Genomic DNA, 17,761 nt, shown 5'->3' on the forward strand with positions numbered 1-17,761 from the left:
ACTTTGAAAATGCAAAATTCGCCAGAAATATTGTTTTTTACTTCTCTTGAAATGATCATAATTTGCTCCATATTAACCTTTTTACGTATTTTTAAAATTAGAAACAATCAAATGAGAACAAGATGAAGATTCAGAAAGAAATTATTGAGTTTGAAGACGGAAAGTCTTTCAAGCTTTTTTCACCTTCTTTGAAAAACTGCTTTTTCTGGCATCATCACCCGGAAATAGAGCTTGTTTATGTGGAAGCAATCAATGGCATCCGCCATGTAGGCCGGGATATTTCCGTTTTTACAGAAAGCGATCTGGTTCTGATAGGCTCCAATGTGCCTCATCTTAATTTTGATTATGGCATTCAGACAGAATGCAGGCAACTGGTGGTTCAGATGAGAGAAAATTTCCTTCAGAATACCATTCTTCCCGTTCCTGAATTTGAAAACATTAAAAAACTTCTGGAAAGATCATACCTGGGACTTTCATTTTCAGGAGAAACGAAAAGCATCGTTATTGAAAAACTTAATAATATAAAGGATAAGAACTCTTTTGACTCCCTGATAGGATTGATAGAAATCCTTCAGATTCTTGCCGGTTCGGACGAAGTAAAGGAACTCAACAAAGAAGACACGAGGATCAAATGGTTCATGAACGATAAGATCAGAATGGGAACCATTTACGATTATATCCATGAGAATTATGATAAAAAGCCCAATGTCAACGAAATAGCAAAGATCGTAAGCCTCAGTACACCGGCTTTCTGTCGCTATTTTAAAAAGCAGACAAATATGACTTTCACTGATTTTGTTAACAATTACAGGATCAGCCAGGCTAAAATATTTTTACTGAAAGATTATTCTGTAACGGAGGTTTGTTTCCAGGTGGGTTTTGAAAGTCTGTCGTATTTTAATAAATTGTTCAAGCAGCATACGGGAGAAACTCCTTCAGAATTCAGGAAAAAGCATTTGAAAAACATTGAGGTGCGGAATTAAGAGCTATTATTTAACCAGTTCTAAAATCTGTAACATCATTGTAATGGCCATAAAAGCCATTGTTCCAAGATATCCCATATATGATACATGAGTCCCTTTTCTAAAAGAATTAAAATGTTTAATATTAACTATAAGGCCAATAATATTTAAAATAATTAATACAGAAAGTACTATTTCCTTACCTGAAAAATGATTTCCTAATATCCAATAATAAAATGCAATTCCAAGTAAAATAATTAATGCGGAGAAAACTTCAATTTTTCTGATCATATCTTATACTTCTTGAGAATTTATATATAAAATATTAAACTGTTCAATTTTAGCTTTGAATTCGTTTTGCAAATTTTGGTTTTTTACAAATTCAAACTGGTTTAAATAATCATCCAATATAGGAATTTCTTCCTTCCATATGTTAGGGTAATCCGACCAATATCCATCAGGATCAAAATCGGCAACAAAATCAGAATAAAAGCTGACGTAATTGGATCTATGCAAATCTGTCAAAAAAATATTGGATTTTTCTTCTTCTTTTCTGATTAACTCAAAAGCAAGTTGAGTACTTATATGTTTTTTATATTCTAAAACTATGCTTATTCCTAAAACTAAATTTGAAAAATATTTATATTCGACTTTTTTGGTCTCTTCAAAAATATAATCAAGAAAAAAAATAAATTTATTGATAAATTGTTTCTTTTCTGCTTCGCTATTTTCTCTATAATCCATAATTTATCTCAATAATTCATTATGAAATTAAAAAATATTTTAATTTCATAAATGAAAAAACCGCTAAATAAAGCGGTTATATTTTAGTGGATATGTTTTTCAGCGTGATAAGAGCTTCTTACCAATGGAGAGCTTTCCACATGCCTGAAGCCTAAACTTCTTGCAAAGTCTCCCAATTCATCAAATTCTTCCGGTGTAATGAATCTTTTTACCGGCAGATGTTTTTTGGTAGGCTGAAGATACTGTCCAAGCGTAATGACATCTACATTGGCATTTCTGATGTCTTCAATAGTCTGGAAAACCTCGTCTTTTGTTTCACCCAAACCAAGCATTACCCCTGTCTTTGTTCTTCTCTGCCCTGCTTCTTTTAAATATCTCAGAACTTCCAAACTTCTTTCATATTTAGCCTGAATTCTCACTTCTCTTGTCAGACGTTTTACGGTCTCCATATTGTGGGAAATTACTTCCGGAGCTACTTCTACCAGTCTGTCGATATGTTTGGTGATTCCCTGGAAATCGGGAATAAGTGTTTCCATTGTGGTTCCCGGAGAAATTCTTCTTACGGCATTCACGGTTTCTGCCCACAGGATGGATCCCATGTCTTTCAGATCATCGCGGTCTACAGAAGTAAGAACCGCATGCTTGATTTTCATCAATTTAATGGAACGTGCTACTTTTTCTGGCTCATCCCAATTAACATCAAGCGGTTTTCCTGTTTTTACACCGCAGAATCCGCAGCTTCTTGTACAGATATTTCCTAAGATCATGAACGTTGCCGTTCCTTCTCCCCAGCATTCTCCCATATTCGGACAGCTTCCGCTCTGGCATATGGTATTTAATTTATATTTGTCCACCAAAGTCCTAAGTTCTCTGTAGTTTTTTCCGGTAGGAAGTTTTACTCGGATCCACTTTGGCTTTTGAACGGTAGTATCTTGAACTAAATTTTCCATTTCTTAAATTGAAGTTCAAAGTTAAGGAATTTTTAATGGAAACCATCTACCGGAAAAATTGATGAAACAGATAATAAAGAATCAAGAAAACTGTTTATCTTCAATAAGAAGAATTTTTATCCCTCAAAGACGAAAATTTGTCGGATCTAAATTCCCCTCCCCTGGAGGGGTGGCAAAAATTCAGGGAATTTTTGACGGGGTGGTTAAAGTAAATTATTAATGATCATCAAACTCATTATTCTTAAGCAGTTCTGCGAGCACTTTTTTAGCACGCATTACCCTGACTTTAGTATTAGCAACGGAAATTCCAAGTTCTTCCGCAATTTCTTTGATGCTTTTTTCCTCAAAAAATCTTAATCTGATAATATCCTGGTAATTGGCATCCAGCGATTCAATGGTTTTGATGATCTTTTTCTGTTCTTCATTGGAGATCATCAGCTCTTCCGGAGATTTTGCAAACTGATTTTTAACTTCATCAAGATTTTCAGTAGGGTCCTGATTTTCGCGGCTTCTCTTTCTCCAGAAATCAATCACGGTATTCTGTGCAATTGTCAGCACCCAGGTTTTAAACTGAAAATGCGGATCGTACATATCCAGCTTCGACAGTACTTTTGAAAAAACATTCACCGTGATTTCATCTGCATCATTTTCATCTTTCACTTTTTTCATCACAAAAGCAAAAACATCCACCCAAAAAATATTGATGAGTTTGGTCTGGGCCTTCTGGTCCTTTTCTTTTGCCTTTTGAATAAGCAGGAATAGCTGTTCGTCGTTCATTAATAACAAATATAATTTTTTTAAGTGAAAAAGCCAATAGGTGAGCTTCCCTGTTCTTATTATACTTATGAATTTCTTATCTTTGCCCCGTTAAATTTTAAAGAAAATTATAGATGAATTCCTTTATAGAAGAACTGAAATGGCGTGGTCTTTTTGCCGATATGATGCCAGGAACCGATGAACAACTGAATAAAGAGGTAACTACTGCATATATTGGTTTCGACCCGACTGCTGATTCTTTGCATATCGGAAGCCTTATCCAGATTAAAATTCTGGCACATTTCCAACAGCATGGGCACAAGCCGATTGCTCTGGTAGGTGGTGCTACGGGAATGATCGGAGATCCTTCGGGAAAATCTGCAGAAAGAAACCTGCTGGATGAAGCAACACTTCTTCATTATGTAGACTGTTTAAAGAACCAGCTTTCAAGATTTCTGGATTTTGATGCGGACGGTCCAAATAAAGCAGAACTGGTCAATAATTATGACTGGATGAAGAATATCTCTTTCCTTGACTTTGCTAAAAATGTAGGAAAAAACATTACCGTTAATTATATGATGGCGAAAGACTCTGTAAAAAAGAGATTTTCAGGAGATGGCGGAGCAGACGGAATGAGTTTTACGGAATTTACCTACCAGCTTATTCAGGGGTATGATTTCCTTCATTTGTATCAGAATAATAATGTGAAGCTTCAGATGGGAGGTTCTGACCAGTGGGGAAACATCACCACCGGTACTGAACTGATCCGCAGAAAGGCTCAGGGGGAAGCATTTGCTTTAACGGTTCCTTTGATTACAAAAGCAGACGGCTCTAAATTCGGTAAATCGGAAAGCGGTGAAAATTACTGGCTGGATAAAAAGAAAACATCACCATACAAATTTTATCAGTTCTGGTTGAACGCAACCGACGATGACGCCGAAAGATTCATTAAGTTCTATACATTCTTAGGTAAAGAAGAAATTGAAACTTTGATTGAAGAACATAAAACAGCTCCCCACGAAAGAAAGCTTCAGAAGAAATTAGCGGAAGAGGTAACAGTCTGGGTACATGGCAAAGATGAGTACGAAAAAGCGGTTAAAGCTTCAGAAATTCTTTTCGGACGTTCAACCGCTGAAGACCTTGTAAGCCTTGACGAGGAAACATTCCTTGAGGTTTTTGACGGTGTTCCTCAAAAAGAGCTTCCGAAAGCTGATGTTTTGGGAATCAGCATAGTTGATCTTCTTTCTGAAAAATCAGGATTCTTGAAGTCTAAAAGCGAGGCTCAGAGGGAAATCAAAGGAAATGCAGTTTCTGTAAACAAAGAAAAAGTAAATGATACTTATACAGCTAATGAAGGCGATCTTATCGACGGCAAGTTCTTGCTGCTTCAAAAGGGTAAGAAAAGCTACTTTATTGTGAAGGTACAGTAAAAATCTTTAATGATATTATTTGAAAGAACGGCTTTGGAATCAAAGCCGCTCTTTTTTAATACAAAATAACCTGAAAAGTTACTTCATCTTTGAAGAGAGTTAAACATAAAATTATAAAGTCTTACTGTTTGTATATAAATAATCATTTAATTGAATGAATACTGCTTTGTAAAATCGGCCCCGTTGGTTGTTAAATTAATAGTTTCATTAACTACTGCGGTTCCGTTTTTTTCTATTTTATAAGTTCCTGTAATGGAAGAGTTATAATTGATCACCTGAATGGAAGCTGCCAGGCCTGCAATAGGGGAATTGGTCTCAATAATATAGGTTTTGGTAGAACCGGTAAAACTATTGTCGTTTAATCCCACAGCTGTTTGTCCGTTTTGAATGGTCCCATTAATTTTCCATATAGAAGTACTGTTTTGATGATCACTTCCTGAAGCAACTACCGAAACATAATCATCGGTAGAATTTACCCCGTTCAAAGTAACTGTTATTTTATAATTGGCGCCTCCACCTACAACTCCTCCTCCTGCATCAACATCGTCATCATCCTTGCTGCATGAGGATACAAAGCCTAAGAGAAGTGCTGTCATCAAAAAAGCAACTGCATTTCTGAATGTTCCGTGTAAATTGATTTTTTTCATAATTCTCATATTTTATTTTTTAAACTAATTCTTATCTGCATTTATTTCTATTTTTTTCATCAAACCCTTCGTATTTATCATTCTATGTTTTAAAGTTGATTCAGATGTGTATCACAAAACTATTCCGTATGCCTGACAGGGACAATACATAAAAAACAGTATTTACATCTACCTGTTTTTAGGTATTTTATGCCTGTCTCCAAATTGCTACCTTAAAAAAATGAAGCATGCTACAGGAGCATATTATTTTTTTTAATACTTTCATAAAATATTCATAATATAAATCATGATTACACAAAAAGCATGAGAAGAGAATTACTTGCATTATTAATATCACTTTTCGGCATACTCAATATTGAGGCACAGTCTCTTTACTTTTATTCTCTGGAAAAAAAGAATAATAATTTTGACAGTTTGGTTATGGCTGCCAACAATGAAACTGTTGATACGGTAAAAGCCATTAAGTCTTACCAGATTGCCGCAACCTATTTTACCAAACAGGATATTGAAAATTATCAGAAGTATCTGAAACAAGGTCTGGAAAGCTCTTCCAACAGTCCTGTGTACAGAGATATAGGACTTTATTATCAGTCCATTATAAACTATACAAAGCCCGATGCCGTCAATCTTCTTGAAAAAGATTTTACAAACATAGAATTGCTTTTAAAAAAATATAACAGTAATGAAGCTAAAAAAATAAGGATCATCATGTTCCAGAATAAAGCGTTATTCAGGATCATTCAGAATAAGGAAGTAGAGTCTATGAACATCATCACGAATAAAGCAATACCTCTGGCCAAATCCCTGAAAGATTACGAACTTACAGGAGCTTTGTATAAAAGTATAGGGGTCTTGTTCTATAACTCAAAGGACTATCCCAAAGCAGTAGAATATATGAACCTGGCTGAAAATTCTATCAATAAACTGAAAAGGCAGACAGCGCAGTCCAAAGCGATTAAGGGCGAAGCTGTTCTGTTTAAGGCAGATGCTCTGATGAGAGAAAACAAAATGTCTCAGGCCAATGCAGAATTAGAGAAAACCTACGCGATCATCAAAGATTATCCGGAATCCAATTTTTATTCACTCTATTACTGCACTTTAGGATATTATCATATGAAGCAAAAAAATTACCCGGAAGCGGTAAAACTTTTTGCCAAAGGACTGAGCAATGCAGAAAAATATAAAAATACAGTTATTGCAGAAAGAATAAAGCTGTTTGAGGGGCAGCTCAACAGTGAACTGAAAGACTACGGAAAATCCAATAAGATTTTTAAAGAAGTTTATGCCAGCACTCCCTACCAAAAAAACAAGCAGGAAGTTTTAAAAGAGCTTTCTAAAAATTATACCGCACTCAAGGATACAACTAAAGCCAACCTGTATGCTGAACGATATATAGATTCTTTTGACAGCCTGAATACGGTTTCTATCCATAAAAATATTGCCATTCTTGAAGCAAAATACAGAAAATCCGAAAGGGATAAAGAATTAGTGCAAAAGCAGCTGGAAATCAGCAAGAAAAACAAATACATGTGGATTCTGGGGCTTGCCTCCCTGTTATCAGCCGGTTTTATCATTTTAGGTCTTTTAAATTTTAAAAAGAATAAAAAAATTTCGGAACAGCGCGAAATAAATCTTCAGCAGGAAATAAAGGAAATCCAGCAGAGGGAAGAATTAGCTCTTACAAAGGCTATTCTGGAAGGAGAAGAAAGAGAAAGAGCCCGTATTGCCAAAGATCTTCATGACGGCCTTGGAGGAATGCTTGCCGGGGTTAAAATAAATTTTTCTACCTGGTCTTCAACCCATCTTGAAGCAGACCGGAATAAAGATTTCTACAAAATTCTAAACCAACTGGATAACTCCGTTACCGAACTGCGCCACGTGGCCAGAAACCTGATGCCGGAATCCCTTTTAAGCTTCGGACTGGAAACCGCTCTTAAAGACCTGTGTGAGTTCTATATCCGGAAAGATCTTAAGGTGGACTTTCAGGCTATCAACATTAGCAAAAGCACTCCTTTATCCATACAGCTTCATATTTACAGAATTGCACAGGAATTACTGGCCAACTCCGTTAAACATTCGGAAGCTACCAATATACTGCTGCAATGTTCGCAATCCGATGAAAACTTCATGATCACTGTAGAAGATAACGGAAAAGGATTTAAAGAAGAAGATTACAGGAAATCTCAAAGTATGGGCCTTCATAATCTTAAAAACAGAGTGGATTATCTTAAAGGCAAAATGGAGATCAATTCGGATGACGAAGGAACCACTATTAATATTGAATTAAATACCCATGCAGTCTCATAAAATAAATATCGTTATCGTAGATGACCATCCCATCGTTATAGAAGGATTAAAAATGATGCTGAAAAGCCAATCGTTTCTTACTGTTTCAGAAACTTTTACATCCGGTTCGGACCTCATCAGCTTTCTCCGGACCAATGAAACAGATATCGTTCTTCTGGATATCACACTCCCGGATGCCAACGGGACAGAACTTTGCTTGGAAATCAAAAAAATATCCCCACAAACTTCTGTGATTATGTTCAGCAACCGTTCGGAACGAAGCATTATCATGCAGGCAATCCAAAATGGAGCCAGCGGATATATCCTTAAAAACACATCAATAGAGGAACTGGTAATGTGCATCAAAGGGGCTCTTTCGGGAAATATTGTTTTTTGTGAAGAAACAAAGCAGATCATCAGCAGACCTTCACAGAACGATCTTCCTGTGCCAAGGATCACCAAACGGGAAAAACAGATCCTCCGGATGGTAGCGGAAGGGAAAACAAGTGCCATGATTGCTGAAGAACTTTTCCTCAGCCCTCTTACTGTAGATACCCATCGTAAAAATTTATTGCAAAAATTCCAGGCGAGAAATTCTACGGAACTTATTAACCGTGCCATACAGCTCCAATTAATAGAGGAATAAATGCTGATAAATTTTAATGAAAACTTTGAAGCAATAGGATCTGTTTATAAAAACAAAGAACCGCTTAAAAAAAGCGGTTCTTTAATATATAAGTAAAGTTATTCTATAATTCTAAGAAACTGTAATCAATTGAAGCGACCAGCGGTCCTGCTCCCACCATCTTTTTGGTTCTTACAATTTCACCGTCTATCCAAAGATTAACTACCAGTTCTGAGTCTGCATCCGGAAGATCTGCTTTAGCATCAAGGTTTAATTGAGCCTGGCTTGAATTTACAAAAAATTCACCACTTGCCCATGTAGTTCCTACAGGATCAAAAATGTCAGTTTTTGTGGTTCCTACCTGTGTTACGATAGCTCTGATCACTCCTCCGGTAGTTGTTTTTACTTCAAACTGAACAACGTGATCTGTGAATTCGTCTTCATCGTCATCCTTTTTACAAGAATTAACTACAGTAATTACCGAAAATAATAAAACGAATAAAAAAGAAAGTCTAAGTAAACTTTTTGATTTGTAAAATTGCTTCATTTCTCCAAATAGATTTTTAATGTTTCAAATATAGGTTTTTTATTAATATAAAAATAACTTTTATGAAAAATTTCCAATAAAGTTTTCCAAATAATATCAAATCAGCAAAAAAGCATAATAACAGTAACAGCCTATCTTTGAGCAGGCATTCCTCTTGAGTAATCAGGGATAAAACAGAGCATCTGTATTTTGGATTTATAATATGATTTATTAATTATATTTGCTGTATGAATTTAGATTATATAGTAAGAGAACCGGAACATATTACTCCCAATACCACTGTTCTTTTTATGCTTCACGGCTACGGAAGCAATGAGCAGGATCTTTTCAGCTTCAGGGAAACCCTTCCCGCCGACTGGCTTATCGTAAGTTTCAGAGCACCAAGGGATACTCAGTTTGAGGGCTATTCCTGGTTTGATATAGATTTCAATAATCCGGAAAATTTTATCGACATTTCCCAGGCTAAAGAATCCCTGGACAGTGTGCTGGAAAATATATTAAAAATTATTAACCATTACGGACTTACAGAAAGCAAGGTCCATCTGTGCGGTTTCAGCCAGGGCGGAATTTTGTGCTATGCCTTAGCTTTAAAACATCCGGAGCTGTTCAATTATGTAGCCTGCCTCAGCAGCTATCCCGAGGAGAAGCTTCTGGACGGTATCGTAAAAGACAAAAAGAAGCTGGAAAGGCTGCGTTTCTTTGTTTCACACGGAACTGATGATGCTGTTATCCCAATGGAATGGGGAAGAAAAGCCGCAGATCTGCTTTATGATCTGAGCTGCTATTTTACCTTCAGAGAATATATGAGCGGACACGGTGTGAATCAGAAGAACTATATGGATCTGATGGATTTCTTCTCGAAATAACTCTATCCGTTTAAAATAATTTCAACAAATACCACTGCTGCATTGCGGTTTATACAAACATTCCTGTTTTTGGAATGTTTTTTTATGGATAATCAGGATTATTTCAGTAAATTCAGTAAATGAAACTCAAGCTTTTTTTACTGGCCTTATTCTTCGGCATTTTTATAGATGCACAGAATTCTTTTGAGCTGGTTAACGTCAAAAAAGCGGTTATTCCTTTCAAGCTTATCAATAATCTTATTTTCATTCCCATCAATGTAAATGGTGTTGAGCTCACCTTCATGCTTGATACGGGCGTTGCGGAAACCATTCTTTTCAGCCTGGACAATAAAGAGGTTAAACTACAGAACATTGAAAAGATCAAGTTTTCGGGTCTCGGAGGAAATGTAAGTATTGACGGTTTTAAATCTGACCGTAATACCGCCAAAATAGGTGATCATATCATCAATTCTTCTATGCTCCTGTATATTGTTATAGATGAAGAGTTCAATATTTCATCCCATATAGGGATTCCGGTGAACGGCGTTATCGGATATCATTTTTTTAAGAATCATCCGGTTTCGATAGATTATATCTCTAAAAAAATCACCGTCTACCAGGATGATGATGTTTTTAAAAAGAAAATCCGGAAGTTTGAACAGATGCCGATGACCGTGGAAAATGATAAGCCTTACCTCATTGCCGATGTAGAAATGACAAAGGAAAAGAAAAACTCAAAACTGCTGATAGATCTCGGCAACAGCGATGCAATATGGCTCTTCCCTACTCTTATCAAAGATTTTGTATACAACAGGCCGAATATTGATGATTACCTGGGTCGCGGATTCAATGGAGATATTTACGGGAAAAGGAGCCGTATTCACAATTTTTACCTTGGAGATTTTAAATTCGAAATGCCTCTCACTGCTATGCCTGACGAATATTCTATCCAGCATGTAACCCTTGTAAAAGACAGAAAAGGATCTGTGGGGGGCGAAATCATGCGAAGGTTCTCTGTAATTTTCGATTATCCGGGCGGAAAGTTGTATCTTAAAAAAAATAAGAACTTTGATGAGCCTTTTCATTTTAATATGAGCGGGCTGGATTTTAAGCAGGATGGCCTTGAATGGCAGGAAGACCGGGTAAAAATTGAACCTAAAAAATTATCTGAAGCGAATACTGAAGTTTCTGTGATCAATAATTTTCAGTATAAATTCATTTTAAAACCTATCTTTTCCATAGCCGGTGTAAGAAAAGATTCCCCGGGGTTTAAAGCAGGATTGAAGAAAGATGACCGTGTGATCACCATTAACGGAAACCGCACCGCCGATATGACCATGGAAAAGATCATGGAAATGATGAAGTCCGAAGAAGGAAGAACTATCACGATGGTCATCCAGAGAAAGAATAAGGAAATGACTTTTAATTTTGTACTGGAAGACCCTATCCCATACCAAGAATAAATATGAAGACAGAAGAAAGCACAATCGATAAAATAAGAACACGGCCGAGATTCAAAATGTTTACCCATCTTACCAAAGAAGAGTATGCGGAGAACTTAAAGAAATACCTTGCCGACCATAAAGATGAATTTTCCGGAAACATCAATAAGGAAGTAGCCACCATATGCGTGGAAACGAAATATGATAATTACTGGAAACCGAGACTGTCTTTACGGATAGAAATAGAAGACGGGGAAACAGCTATACGGGGAGTTTTCGGTCCCAGCTCTGCGGTGTGGACCTTCTTCATGTTCCTTTATTTTTCCTTCTCCATCTTGTGGATGACTTTTTTTACGATGTATTACGTAGAAAAACAAATTAAAAGCGCTGATTTCCCGTGGGCTCTCAACGCTTCATTTGTTATGTTATTTTTTATTCTTCTTACTTATGCGGCAGCCAGATTCGGGCAGCATAAGGGTAAAGAAGAAATGCTTAAACTTAGACGGTTCGCCGAAGAATCTACTTCGCAGTTCGAAAAGAAAATTAATTAGCCGGAACTTCAGCAGGCTTTTCATCCTGAACAGGTGCCATAGCCTTAGCTGCTTTAATAGAATCTGACACTTTTTCCCTGTTGTCCTGTTCTTTGATCATTTTGTCAATATGAGGTTCTAAAAGCTTCGTCATTTCTTCCACAGAAATATTATTTGCATTGGGATCATCTAAAAGTTTTCTCCATGGTTTTCTGCCGCCCCATTTGTAATCACCAAACACCATTACAGGAGTTCCTTTTGCTTTGGTAGTGGCACCTCCCGGATTCAGAATCCATGTATCTGCATAGGAGTATAGCCACTGGGCGTCTTTCATCAACAGACGCAGGCATGAATGCGAGGCGGGATAACCGGGAAGGTCATACTGATGCCATCCGATACCTCCTGAATTATGAATATTAAAATTATAAGGAAGCTTCCACTCGCTGCTTACCGTTGAAATTGAAAGTTTCTTTTTCCAGTTGGCAAAAGTAAGTCCGCGGGTTGTCTGTGCCGCCTTTTTTCCCATACTTGTTGGTCCCCATTTTACCAGGCTTCCATTGGAGTATACCCCATAAGCCTGTATAGGATAAGAGAAAATCACGAATTTCTTCACTCCGCTCAATATATCAAGCTGCATTGGGAAAGGTGAATATTCCATCAGGGTCGTGTCTATCTTTGCGGGAACTACCAATGTATCGGCATTCCATTTATTTTTAGAATCCAGTCGGTTCAGTGCAAGAATTGCATACCGTTCTTTCTCATTGTATTTTTTACTGAATTCCGCATATACAGAATCCCTGAGTTTTTTATCTTTGGGAAGAACAAAGGCATTATAGAAACCGTTTTCCTGCATTGCAGGCGGGACAGATTCTTTTTTCACAACAGAATCTTTCTTTATGGAATCTTTTTCCACACCGGGAGCTTCTGATGATGAAACCGTATCTTTAAAAGTATCGCTTATTTTTTCTATTTCTTTTTTACACGAAATAAGCATGGCAGCACAAAAAAGTGCATATAAAAATGATTTCTTCACAGATATGTTTTTCATAAATAAAACAGGCTATTTAGTTTGGCTATCTTGTGCAAATATCAGACCTAAAATTGAAACCCGAAAGACATTATAAAAAATACCGTAAAAAAACGGTATGAAAGTATATTGGTTTACAGAAGTTTATTGGTTTTTGCGTAGGTAAGAGCCTCTGCAATATTATTTACTCCAATTTTTTCAAAGAGCTTTTTACGGTGAAATTTTACAGTATCGGCAGAGATAAATAACTTTTCTCCTATTTCGTTAATAGTCTGTCCGCTGGCATACAGGCCCAGGATTTCGTATTCTCTTTGGGAAAGCTTTATTTTCTCTCCCTTTTCCCACCGATCTGCTTCAGGATCATATTTCCAGAGTTCATCGGACCCTTCTTTGCTTACTACAATATTGCCGGCCGAAGTATTGCCGGAAAGTGATACGATACACAGTGATTTCCAGATCTGACCTTTTTCCGTAAGGAACATCGGTGTAAGTTTATGATTAACCAACAACATATTTTTCTTGCCGTTTATGAGGTGAAAGTCGTAAGAAATGGAATAAAGTTTACGTTCATTGACAGGAATTTTTTCATAAAAATCAAAACCGGCTTCATTGATCTTAATTAAAAGCTCCACATCTTCAGGTTTTACATTTTGAAAATAAAAGGCATACCCCATCTCTTTTACTTCTTCTGCAGATTTTCCACACAAAAATAATGGATTATCCGAGACATATTCGAAAGCTCTGGTCTGATAATCTATGACGTACAGGCTCTGATAAGTAAGTCTGGAAAATGCTTTTACAGCCTCAAGATATTCTCCTGCCTGGCTGCGGTCTATTTCAGCATCACTGCGAACCTCATTTTTATCATTAAAAAATCTGTTGATCTCTTCCATATAATTTTATAAATCGATAATGACTACCCAAAAGAGTAGTATTTCTGATCCATAAGCAAATCTACACAAAAGTGTAGCGGATATCAAAATACGGTGGCCTAATTTTGTTAAAATAACCATCAATTCGTATCAAAAAAAGAAATTTAACAATCTGAAGATGAAACACTTTGATTTTATTCGGTTTTAAACCTGCTGTTGATTCATCCTATAGATTTTACTTCAATAATGTAATCAATAACCATGAAATAAAGAAGCTGCATGTAAATGATTCGGTCAAGTTAAATAGATTCATCATCAAGTTTTTATCGTAAATAACTCAACCTGCAAGGTTAATTCTGACTGAAATATAAGCAACAACGGCCGAATTAAAGCAGCACTTATGATCAGCATCCCCCGAATTTCTAAAAAAACACACAAACGATCGAAACATCATACTGCTGATCTTATTACTGTCTTAAGGCAGTAATTTTTGTTTTTATTGTTTTGAACGTGGAGCACTTAAAATACTGCCAGTTTTGTGTAAAGTAAAAGGCTGTCCATTTCGGAAAGCCTTTCGGTTTAATTATTTTATTTTTTAATTAATCCTTTAATTTCATAATGTACTTCACCGTCTCCCAATTCATTGATCAAAAACCAATATCCTGTGGAGGTCTCGTACACAATATTGATTTTACCCATTTGTGCATTTGCTGTATTACCAATAAAAATCTTTGACGTATCATATACTCCGGCATAATAAGTTCCATTTCTAAATACTGTTAAATTTGCATTAAGTGCATACGAGTTTGAAAATGCTTTAATATCGTAAAAGACAAATTTTTCATCTGCACTCCACTTATTTTCAGGATTTTCCGGGTCTGTTGGATGGCTATAGTAAAGTTTTAGCCAAAGTGAATTGTCTGGACTTATCTTTTTTTGGATAAAACTCCTTGAACCGTCAAATTCATTTTTATAGATAACATCAGTTTTTCTTACAATACTTACATCATGATAATTGATTTTGTTTTTATCAGCTGGGATTTTATCATAGTAATGGTGGTCAATAACCATTCCACCGTTATGAATCAGCGGATAGTTTATACTACAGGTTATATTTTTCAATCTAACTTCAAAAGGAGAATTAGGCCCATGGTTGGTATTGATCAAATATTGCAACGGAACATCTACACCACCTGAAACATTCCTAAATTCAATATATCCTCGTTGTGCTCTTACATAAATTCCATTGGAATGACCGGAAACCCTTATGTTTTCAAAAATAAAATTTTCAATAATATCCTGTTCATCAATATAAATACTTGTCGTTCTCATACTACCGTCCGCATTCTTAAGCTCGGTAAGCTGTTCAATTCTTACATTACTGATAGAACAGTGACTAAAGGAAGTCCAGTAATTAGGTTTAACCTTACATGAGTACAAACCGTACATTCCTCTGTTCCAACTTTGAATTCCGTTCATTACCAAATTATAAACATTAGGTGCTCCAAAAAATACATTTGCCAATCCAAATTCATTACAATCCGAGGTAAAATTGTATACAGACGGCCAGTCTACTCCCTGCTCCTGCTTACGAGGGGAATCATTCATTGTTGTATTAAAACCTATACCTACATCTGAAGAGGTTTCTAAGTTATTGATAACACACAGCTCTGAGCAGCCACGGAACTCAAGACCAATATTAGCATCCTTATATCTCTCTTCAATATTTTCCAATATATATTCTAAATCGTTCTTGTCCATCTTCATATTATCCCGGTTCTGAATAATCACATTTTCAATTTTTCCGCCATGGGCATTTCCCATAACAACCCCCGAATAATTTCTTTTTCTTATCTTGGAGGTCGTTATAACTGCCAATTCTCTCAAAGTATTAAAATAAGTTCTGATAGAAGGTCCATCTTGATCGGCCGGGTCTAATATGAGACCTTCATACTTCCCAAGACATAATCCATACCTTACTGTTTGTCCGGAGTCTGTTTCCGGAAGTTCAATTTTAATAATGGAATGATCCTGTGAAGTTCCTTCAAAATATCTTACCGGTATTTCTCCTTTCTTCGAATAATACTCACCTTTTCCAAATTTAATATTCCAGAATGGTTCTAATTTTTCAAGGCTATCTTTTAAGTCAACAGAACCTTCCTCATAAGGTAATGTTCCAAACCATTCCGGATAAGCATAACCATCTGGACCTTTCCATGATCCAGATAAAGAGGTTGTTCCAAGGAAAATAGGATATGGAGCCGCTTGTATCATGGTATGATCACCAAAAAGCTGAGCATTTTTAAGGGTTCCGCCTTCAAATTTCAATATTATTCCTTTTGAAAACCCTTGTAAGTTATTCTCCAGGTCCAGATCACAGGTTTCAGGAAATAACAGGGTCTTGTAATTGGTTTTTGTTGCAAAATCGTGAGCCATATGTAATGCTTCAAAATCACTTGCTGCACCAGATGTTTTCGCCTTAAACCACAATACATTTACTCCATTCTCAAATACTCTTTTATAGTATTCCCCAGTAGGTCTTTTTCTGAAAATAAAACCATCCAGATTACTTCCTGTTGCATCTACAGGTAATCCATCAAGTCCTGTAACCGTTTTTACATAATTAACATTTTCTTTTGTGTAGCTATCTATCAACTGTACCAACTCAGCATCTTGTGAAGGTATATTTGTTGAAAAAAAAATTTCTGTTTCAATAGGCATAATTTCGTTTTTTAATTGTTAATAATCAGTTATAATAGAAATTCCTGCAGGAAATCTTCTGAAGCAAATATAAGAGCGGGTAACGCCAAAAGCTGACGCAACAAAAATCACTGAATAATTAAAAATTTTTATCCGCTGGTAAAGAATTAATAGATCAACCAGATAAAGTACATTGAAAACTTTCTCTAGATTTGTACCAACAGTAAATAACAAAGTTTATGAAAAAGATAGGACTGGTAGGCGGTATAAGCTGGATATCCACATTAGATTATTATCAATTCATCAACGAAGGAGTGAATGCCAGTCTGGGAGGGCTGAATGCTGCCGAATGTATGATATATTCTCTGAATTTCGGAGATATTCAGGCAAAAGGATGGGTTCATTCTTATGAATTGTTATTTAATGCCTGTGAACATTTGAAAAATAGTGGTACAGACTGTATTGTTCTGTGTGCAAACACAGCGCATCTCTTCGCAGATAAACTTGAAGCTGCCTTACAGCTTCCCATTATTCATATCGGAACAGAAACTGCAAAAGCAATCCGTAAAGCTGGCTTAAAAAAGGTCGGATTGCTGGGAACAAAGTTCACCATGGAAATGGATTTTTACAGAAGTAAACTTGAAGAATACGGGCTTGAGGTACTCATCCCGGAAAAGCAGGAAACGAGAGATTACATCCAGCATACTGTTAAGGAAGAATTGGGAGTTGGATTCATTAATCCTGAAACCAAAGCTAATTATATTTCCATTGTGGAAGATCTTGTCGGCCGTGGTGCAGAATGTATTATCCTGGGCTGTACGGAAATTCCTTTACTAATCAGCCAGAATGATTTTACAATCCCTGTTTTTGACACTACAAAAATACACTGTGAAGCTATTGTGGAGTATATTGTTTCATAAGAATGCAATATTTCTTATCTTCTTCAGTTCTTAGGTTAAGCAAATAAAGACAAACAAAAAATCCCCTCAATAACTTGAAGGGATTTAAGATCTTGCGATCCGGACGGGACTCGAACCCGCGACCTCCGCCGTGACAGGGCGGCATTCTAACCAGCTGAACTACCGGATCAATTTTTTTAAAAGAAATTGAGAAAACTTCTGCGATCCGGACGGGACTCGAACCCGCGACCTCCGCCGTGACAGGGCGGCATTCTAACCAGCTGAACTACCGGATCTAATTTTTTTTAAAAGTAAATTATAAACTTTTGCGATCCGGACGGGACTCGAACCCGCGACCTCCGCCGTGACAGGGCGGCATTCTAACCAGCTGAACTACCGGATCATTTTCTGTTGTAATAAAGAACGTTGTTTCTTTTTTGTGATTGCAAAATTACACCTTTTTTAATTCCCTGCAAATTATTTGTTAAAAAAAAGCCTC

At 36.4% G+C, this 17,761-nt stretch carries 17 protein-coding genes and 3 tRNA genes; 8 read left to right on the forward strand and 12 right to left on the reverse strand.

All coding sequences use genetic code 11. The features are described from left to right. Positions 1-122 precede the first annotated feature (122 nt). Entirely contained in the window at positions 123-983 is an 861-nt protein-coding gene (locus tag BUB03_RS15440) for an AraC family transcriptional regulator (protein WP_073064784.1), read from the forward strand. Positions 984-989: 6 nt separating this feature from the next. Here BUB03_RS15440 and BUB03_RS15445 read toward each other — a convergent pair whose 3' ends face one another. The 4 genes from BUB03_RS15445 to BUB03_RS15460 form a co-directional block, all read right to left on the reverse strand. After that, positions 990-1,253: a hypothetical protein gene (locus BUB03_RS15445; protein ID WP_073064786.1), complete on the reverse strand. Its 264-nt coding sequence runs from the start codon at positions 1,251-1,253 to the stop codon at positions 990-992. 3 nt (positions 1,254-1,256) lie between these two features. Next, on the reverse strand, positions 1,257-1,706 hold the full coding sequence (locus tag BUB03_RS15450) for a hypothetical protein (protein WP_073064788.1): 450 nt from the start codon (positions 1,704-1,706) through the stop codon (positions 1,257-1,259). 83 nt (positions 1,707-1,789) lie between these two features. After that, positions 1,790-2,656: a lipoyl synthase gene (lipA, locus tag BUB03_RS15455; protein WP_040995633.1), complete on the reverse strand. Its 867-nt coding sequence runs from the start codon at positions 2,654-2,656 to the stop codon at positions 1,790-1,792. 216 nt (positions 2,657-2,872) lie between these two features. Next, positions 2,873-3,433: an RNA polymerase sigma factor gene (locus BUB03_RS15460; protein ID WP_073064790.1), complete on the reverse strand. Its 561-nt coding sequence runs from the start codon at positions 3,431-3,433 to the stop codon at positions 2,873-2,875. A gap of 113 nt (positions 3,434-3,546) precedes the next feature. Here BUB03_RS15460 and tyrS point away from each other — a divergent pair, with 113 nt between their 5' ends. After that, positions 3,547-4,842 carry a tyrosine--tRNA ligase gene (gene tyrS, locus BUB03_RS15465; protein ID WP_073064794.1) on the forward strand — a complete coding sequence of 432 codons (1,296 nt, stop codon included), beginning with the start codon at positions 3,547-3,549 and terminating at the stop codon, positions 4,840-4,842. Positions 4,843-4,988: 146 nt separating this feature from the next. Here tyrS and BUB03_RS15470 read toward each other — a convergent pair whose 3' ends face one another. Next, positions 4,989-5,489, reverse strand: coding sequence for a hypothetical protein (locus BUB03_RS15470; RefSeq protein WP_139258881.1), 501 nt, complete (start codon positions 5,487-5,489; stop codon positions 4,989-4,991). A gap of 303 nt (positions 5,490-5,792) precedes the next feature. Between BUB03_RS15470 and BUB03_RS15475 the strand changes: the two genes are divergently transcribed. After that, the gene (locus BUB03_RS15475) at positions 5,793-7,796 is read left to right on the forward strand and encodes an ATP-binding protein (RefSeq protein WP_073064800.1); all 2,004 of its coding nucleotides are present in this window, start codon (positions 5,793-5,795) and stop codon (positions 7,794-7,796) included. Continuing rightward, a complete protein-coding gene (locus BUB03_RS15480; RefSeq protein ID WP_073064803.1) occupies positions 7,783-8,421 on the forward strand; it encodes a response regulator in 639 nt (212 codons plus the stop codon). The genes BUB03_RS15475 and BUB03_RS15480 overlap by 14 nt, the downstream gene beginning before the upstream one ends. 103 nt (positions 8,422-8,524) lie before the next feature. Here BUB03_RS15480 and BUB03_RS15485 read toward each other — a convergent pair whose 3' ends face one another. Beyond that, entirely contained in the window at positions 8,525-8,947 is a 423-nt protein-coding gene (locus tag BUB03_RS15485; RefSeq protein WP_073064806.1) for a hypothetical protein, read from the reverse strand. Between the two features lie 227 nt (positions 8,948-9,174). On the opposite strand from BUB03_RS15485, the gene BUB03_RS15490 reads away from it, so the two are divergent. The 3 genes from BUB03_RS15490 (at position 9,175) to BUB03_RS15500 (ending at position 11,785) form a co-directional block, all read left to right on the forward strand. Further along, a complete protein-coding gene (locus tag BUB03_RS15490; RefSeq protein WP_040995624.1) occupies positions 9,175-9,813 on the forward strand; it encodes an alpha/beta hydrolase in 639 nt (212 codons plus the stop codon). Between the two features lie 119 nt (positions 9,814-9,932). Further along, complete coding sequence (locus BUB03_RS15495; protein ID WP_073064809.1) at positions 9,933-11,255, forward strand: retropepsin-like aspartic protease; 1,323 nt, start codon at positions 9,933-9,935, stop codon at positions 11,253-11,255. A gap of 2 nt (positions 11,256-11,257) precedes the next feature. Continuing rightward, positions 11,258-11,785, forward strand: coding sequence for a hypothetical protein (locus BUB03_RS15500; protein ID WP_040995620.1), 528 nt, complete (start codon positions 11,258-11,260; stop codon positions 11,783-11,785). Here the strand turns inward: BUB03_RS15500 and BUB03_RS15505 are convergent. The 3 genes from BUB03_RS15505 to BUB03_RS15515 form a co-directional block, all read right to left on the reverse strand. Then, positions 11,778-12,812 (reverse strand): L,D-transpeptidase, encoded by a 1,035-nt coding sequence (locus BUB03_RS15505; protein WP_083538962.1) that lies wholly within the window; start codon positions 12,810-12,812, stop codon positions 11,778-11,780. The two genes, BUB03_RS15500 and BUB03_RS15505, sit on opposite strands and share 8 nt — an antisense overlap. Positions 12,813-12,925: 113 nt before the next feature. Further along, complete coding sequence (locus BUB03_RS15510) at positions 12,926-13,684, reverse strand: response regulator transcription factor (protein ID WP_040995618.1); 759 nt, start codon at positions 13,682-13,684, stop codon at positions 12,926-12,928. 567 nt (positions 13,685-14,251) lie between these two features. Next, positions 14,252-16,384, reverse strand: a complete 2,133-nt coding sequence (locus BUB03_RS15515; protein ID WP_073064812.1) for a hypothetical protein — start codon at positions 16,382-16,384, stop codon at positions 14,252-14,254. 218 nt (positions 16,385-16,602) lie between these two features. On the opposite strand from BUB03_RS15515, the gene BUB03_RS15520 reads away from it, so the two are divergent. Next, a complete protein-coding gene (locus BUB03_RS15520; RefSeq protein WP_073064815.1) occupies positions 16,603-17,283 on the forward strand; it encodes an aspartate/glutamate racemase family protein in 681 nt (226 codons plus the stop codon). Positions 17,284-17,378: 95 nt separating this feature from the next. Here BUB03_RS15520 and BUB03_RS15525 read toward each other — a convergent pair. The 3 genes from BUB03_RS15525 to BUB03_RS15535 form a co-directional block, all read right to left on the reverse strand. Next, positions 17,379-17,452: transfer RNA gene (locus BUB03_RS15525), tRNA-Asp, on the reverse strand. 32 nt (positions 17,453-17,484) lie between these two features. Then, positions 17,485-17,558, reverse strand: a tRNA-Asp gene (locus BUB03_RS15530). A gap of 33 nt (positions 17,559-17,591) precedes the next feature. Beyond that, positions 17,592-17,665: transfer RNA gene (locus tag BUB03_RS15535), tRNA-Asp, on the reverse strand. Between the last annotated feature and the right edge of the window lie 96 nt (positions 17,666-17,761).

It is taken from the genome of Chryseobacterium oranimense (assembly GCF_900129755.1).
In the GTDB taxonomy this organism is placed as follows: Bacteria; Bacteroidota; Bacteroidia; order Flavobacteriales; family Weeksellaceae; genus Chryseobacterium; species Chryseobacterium oranimense.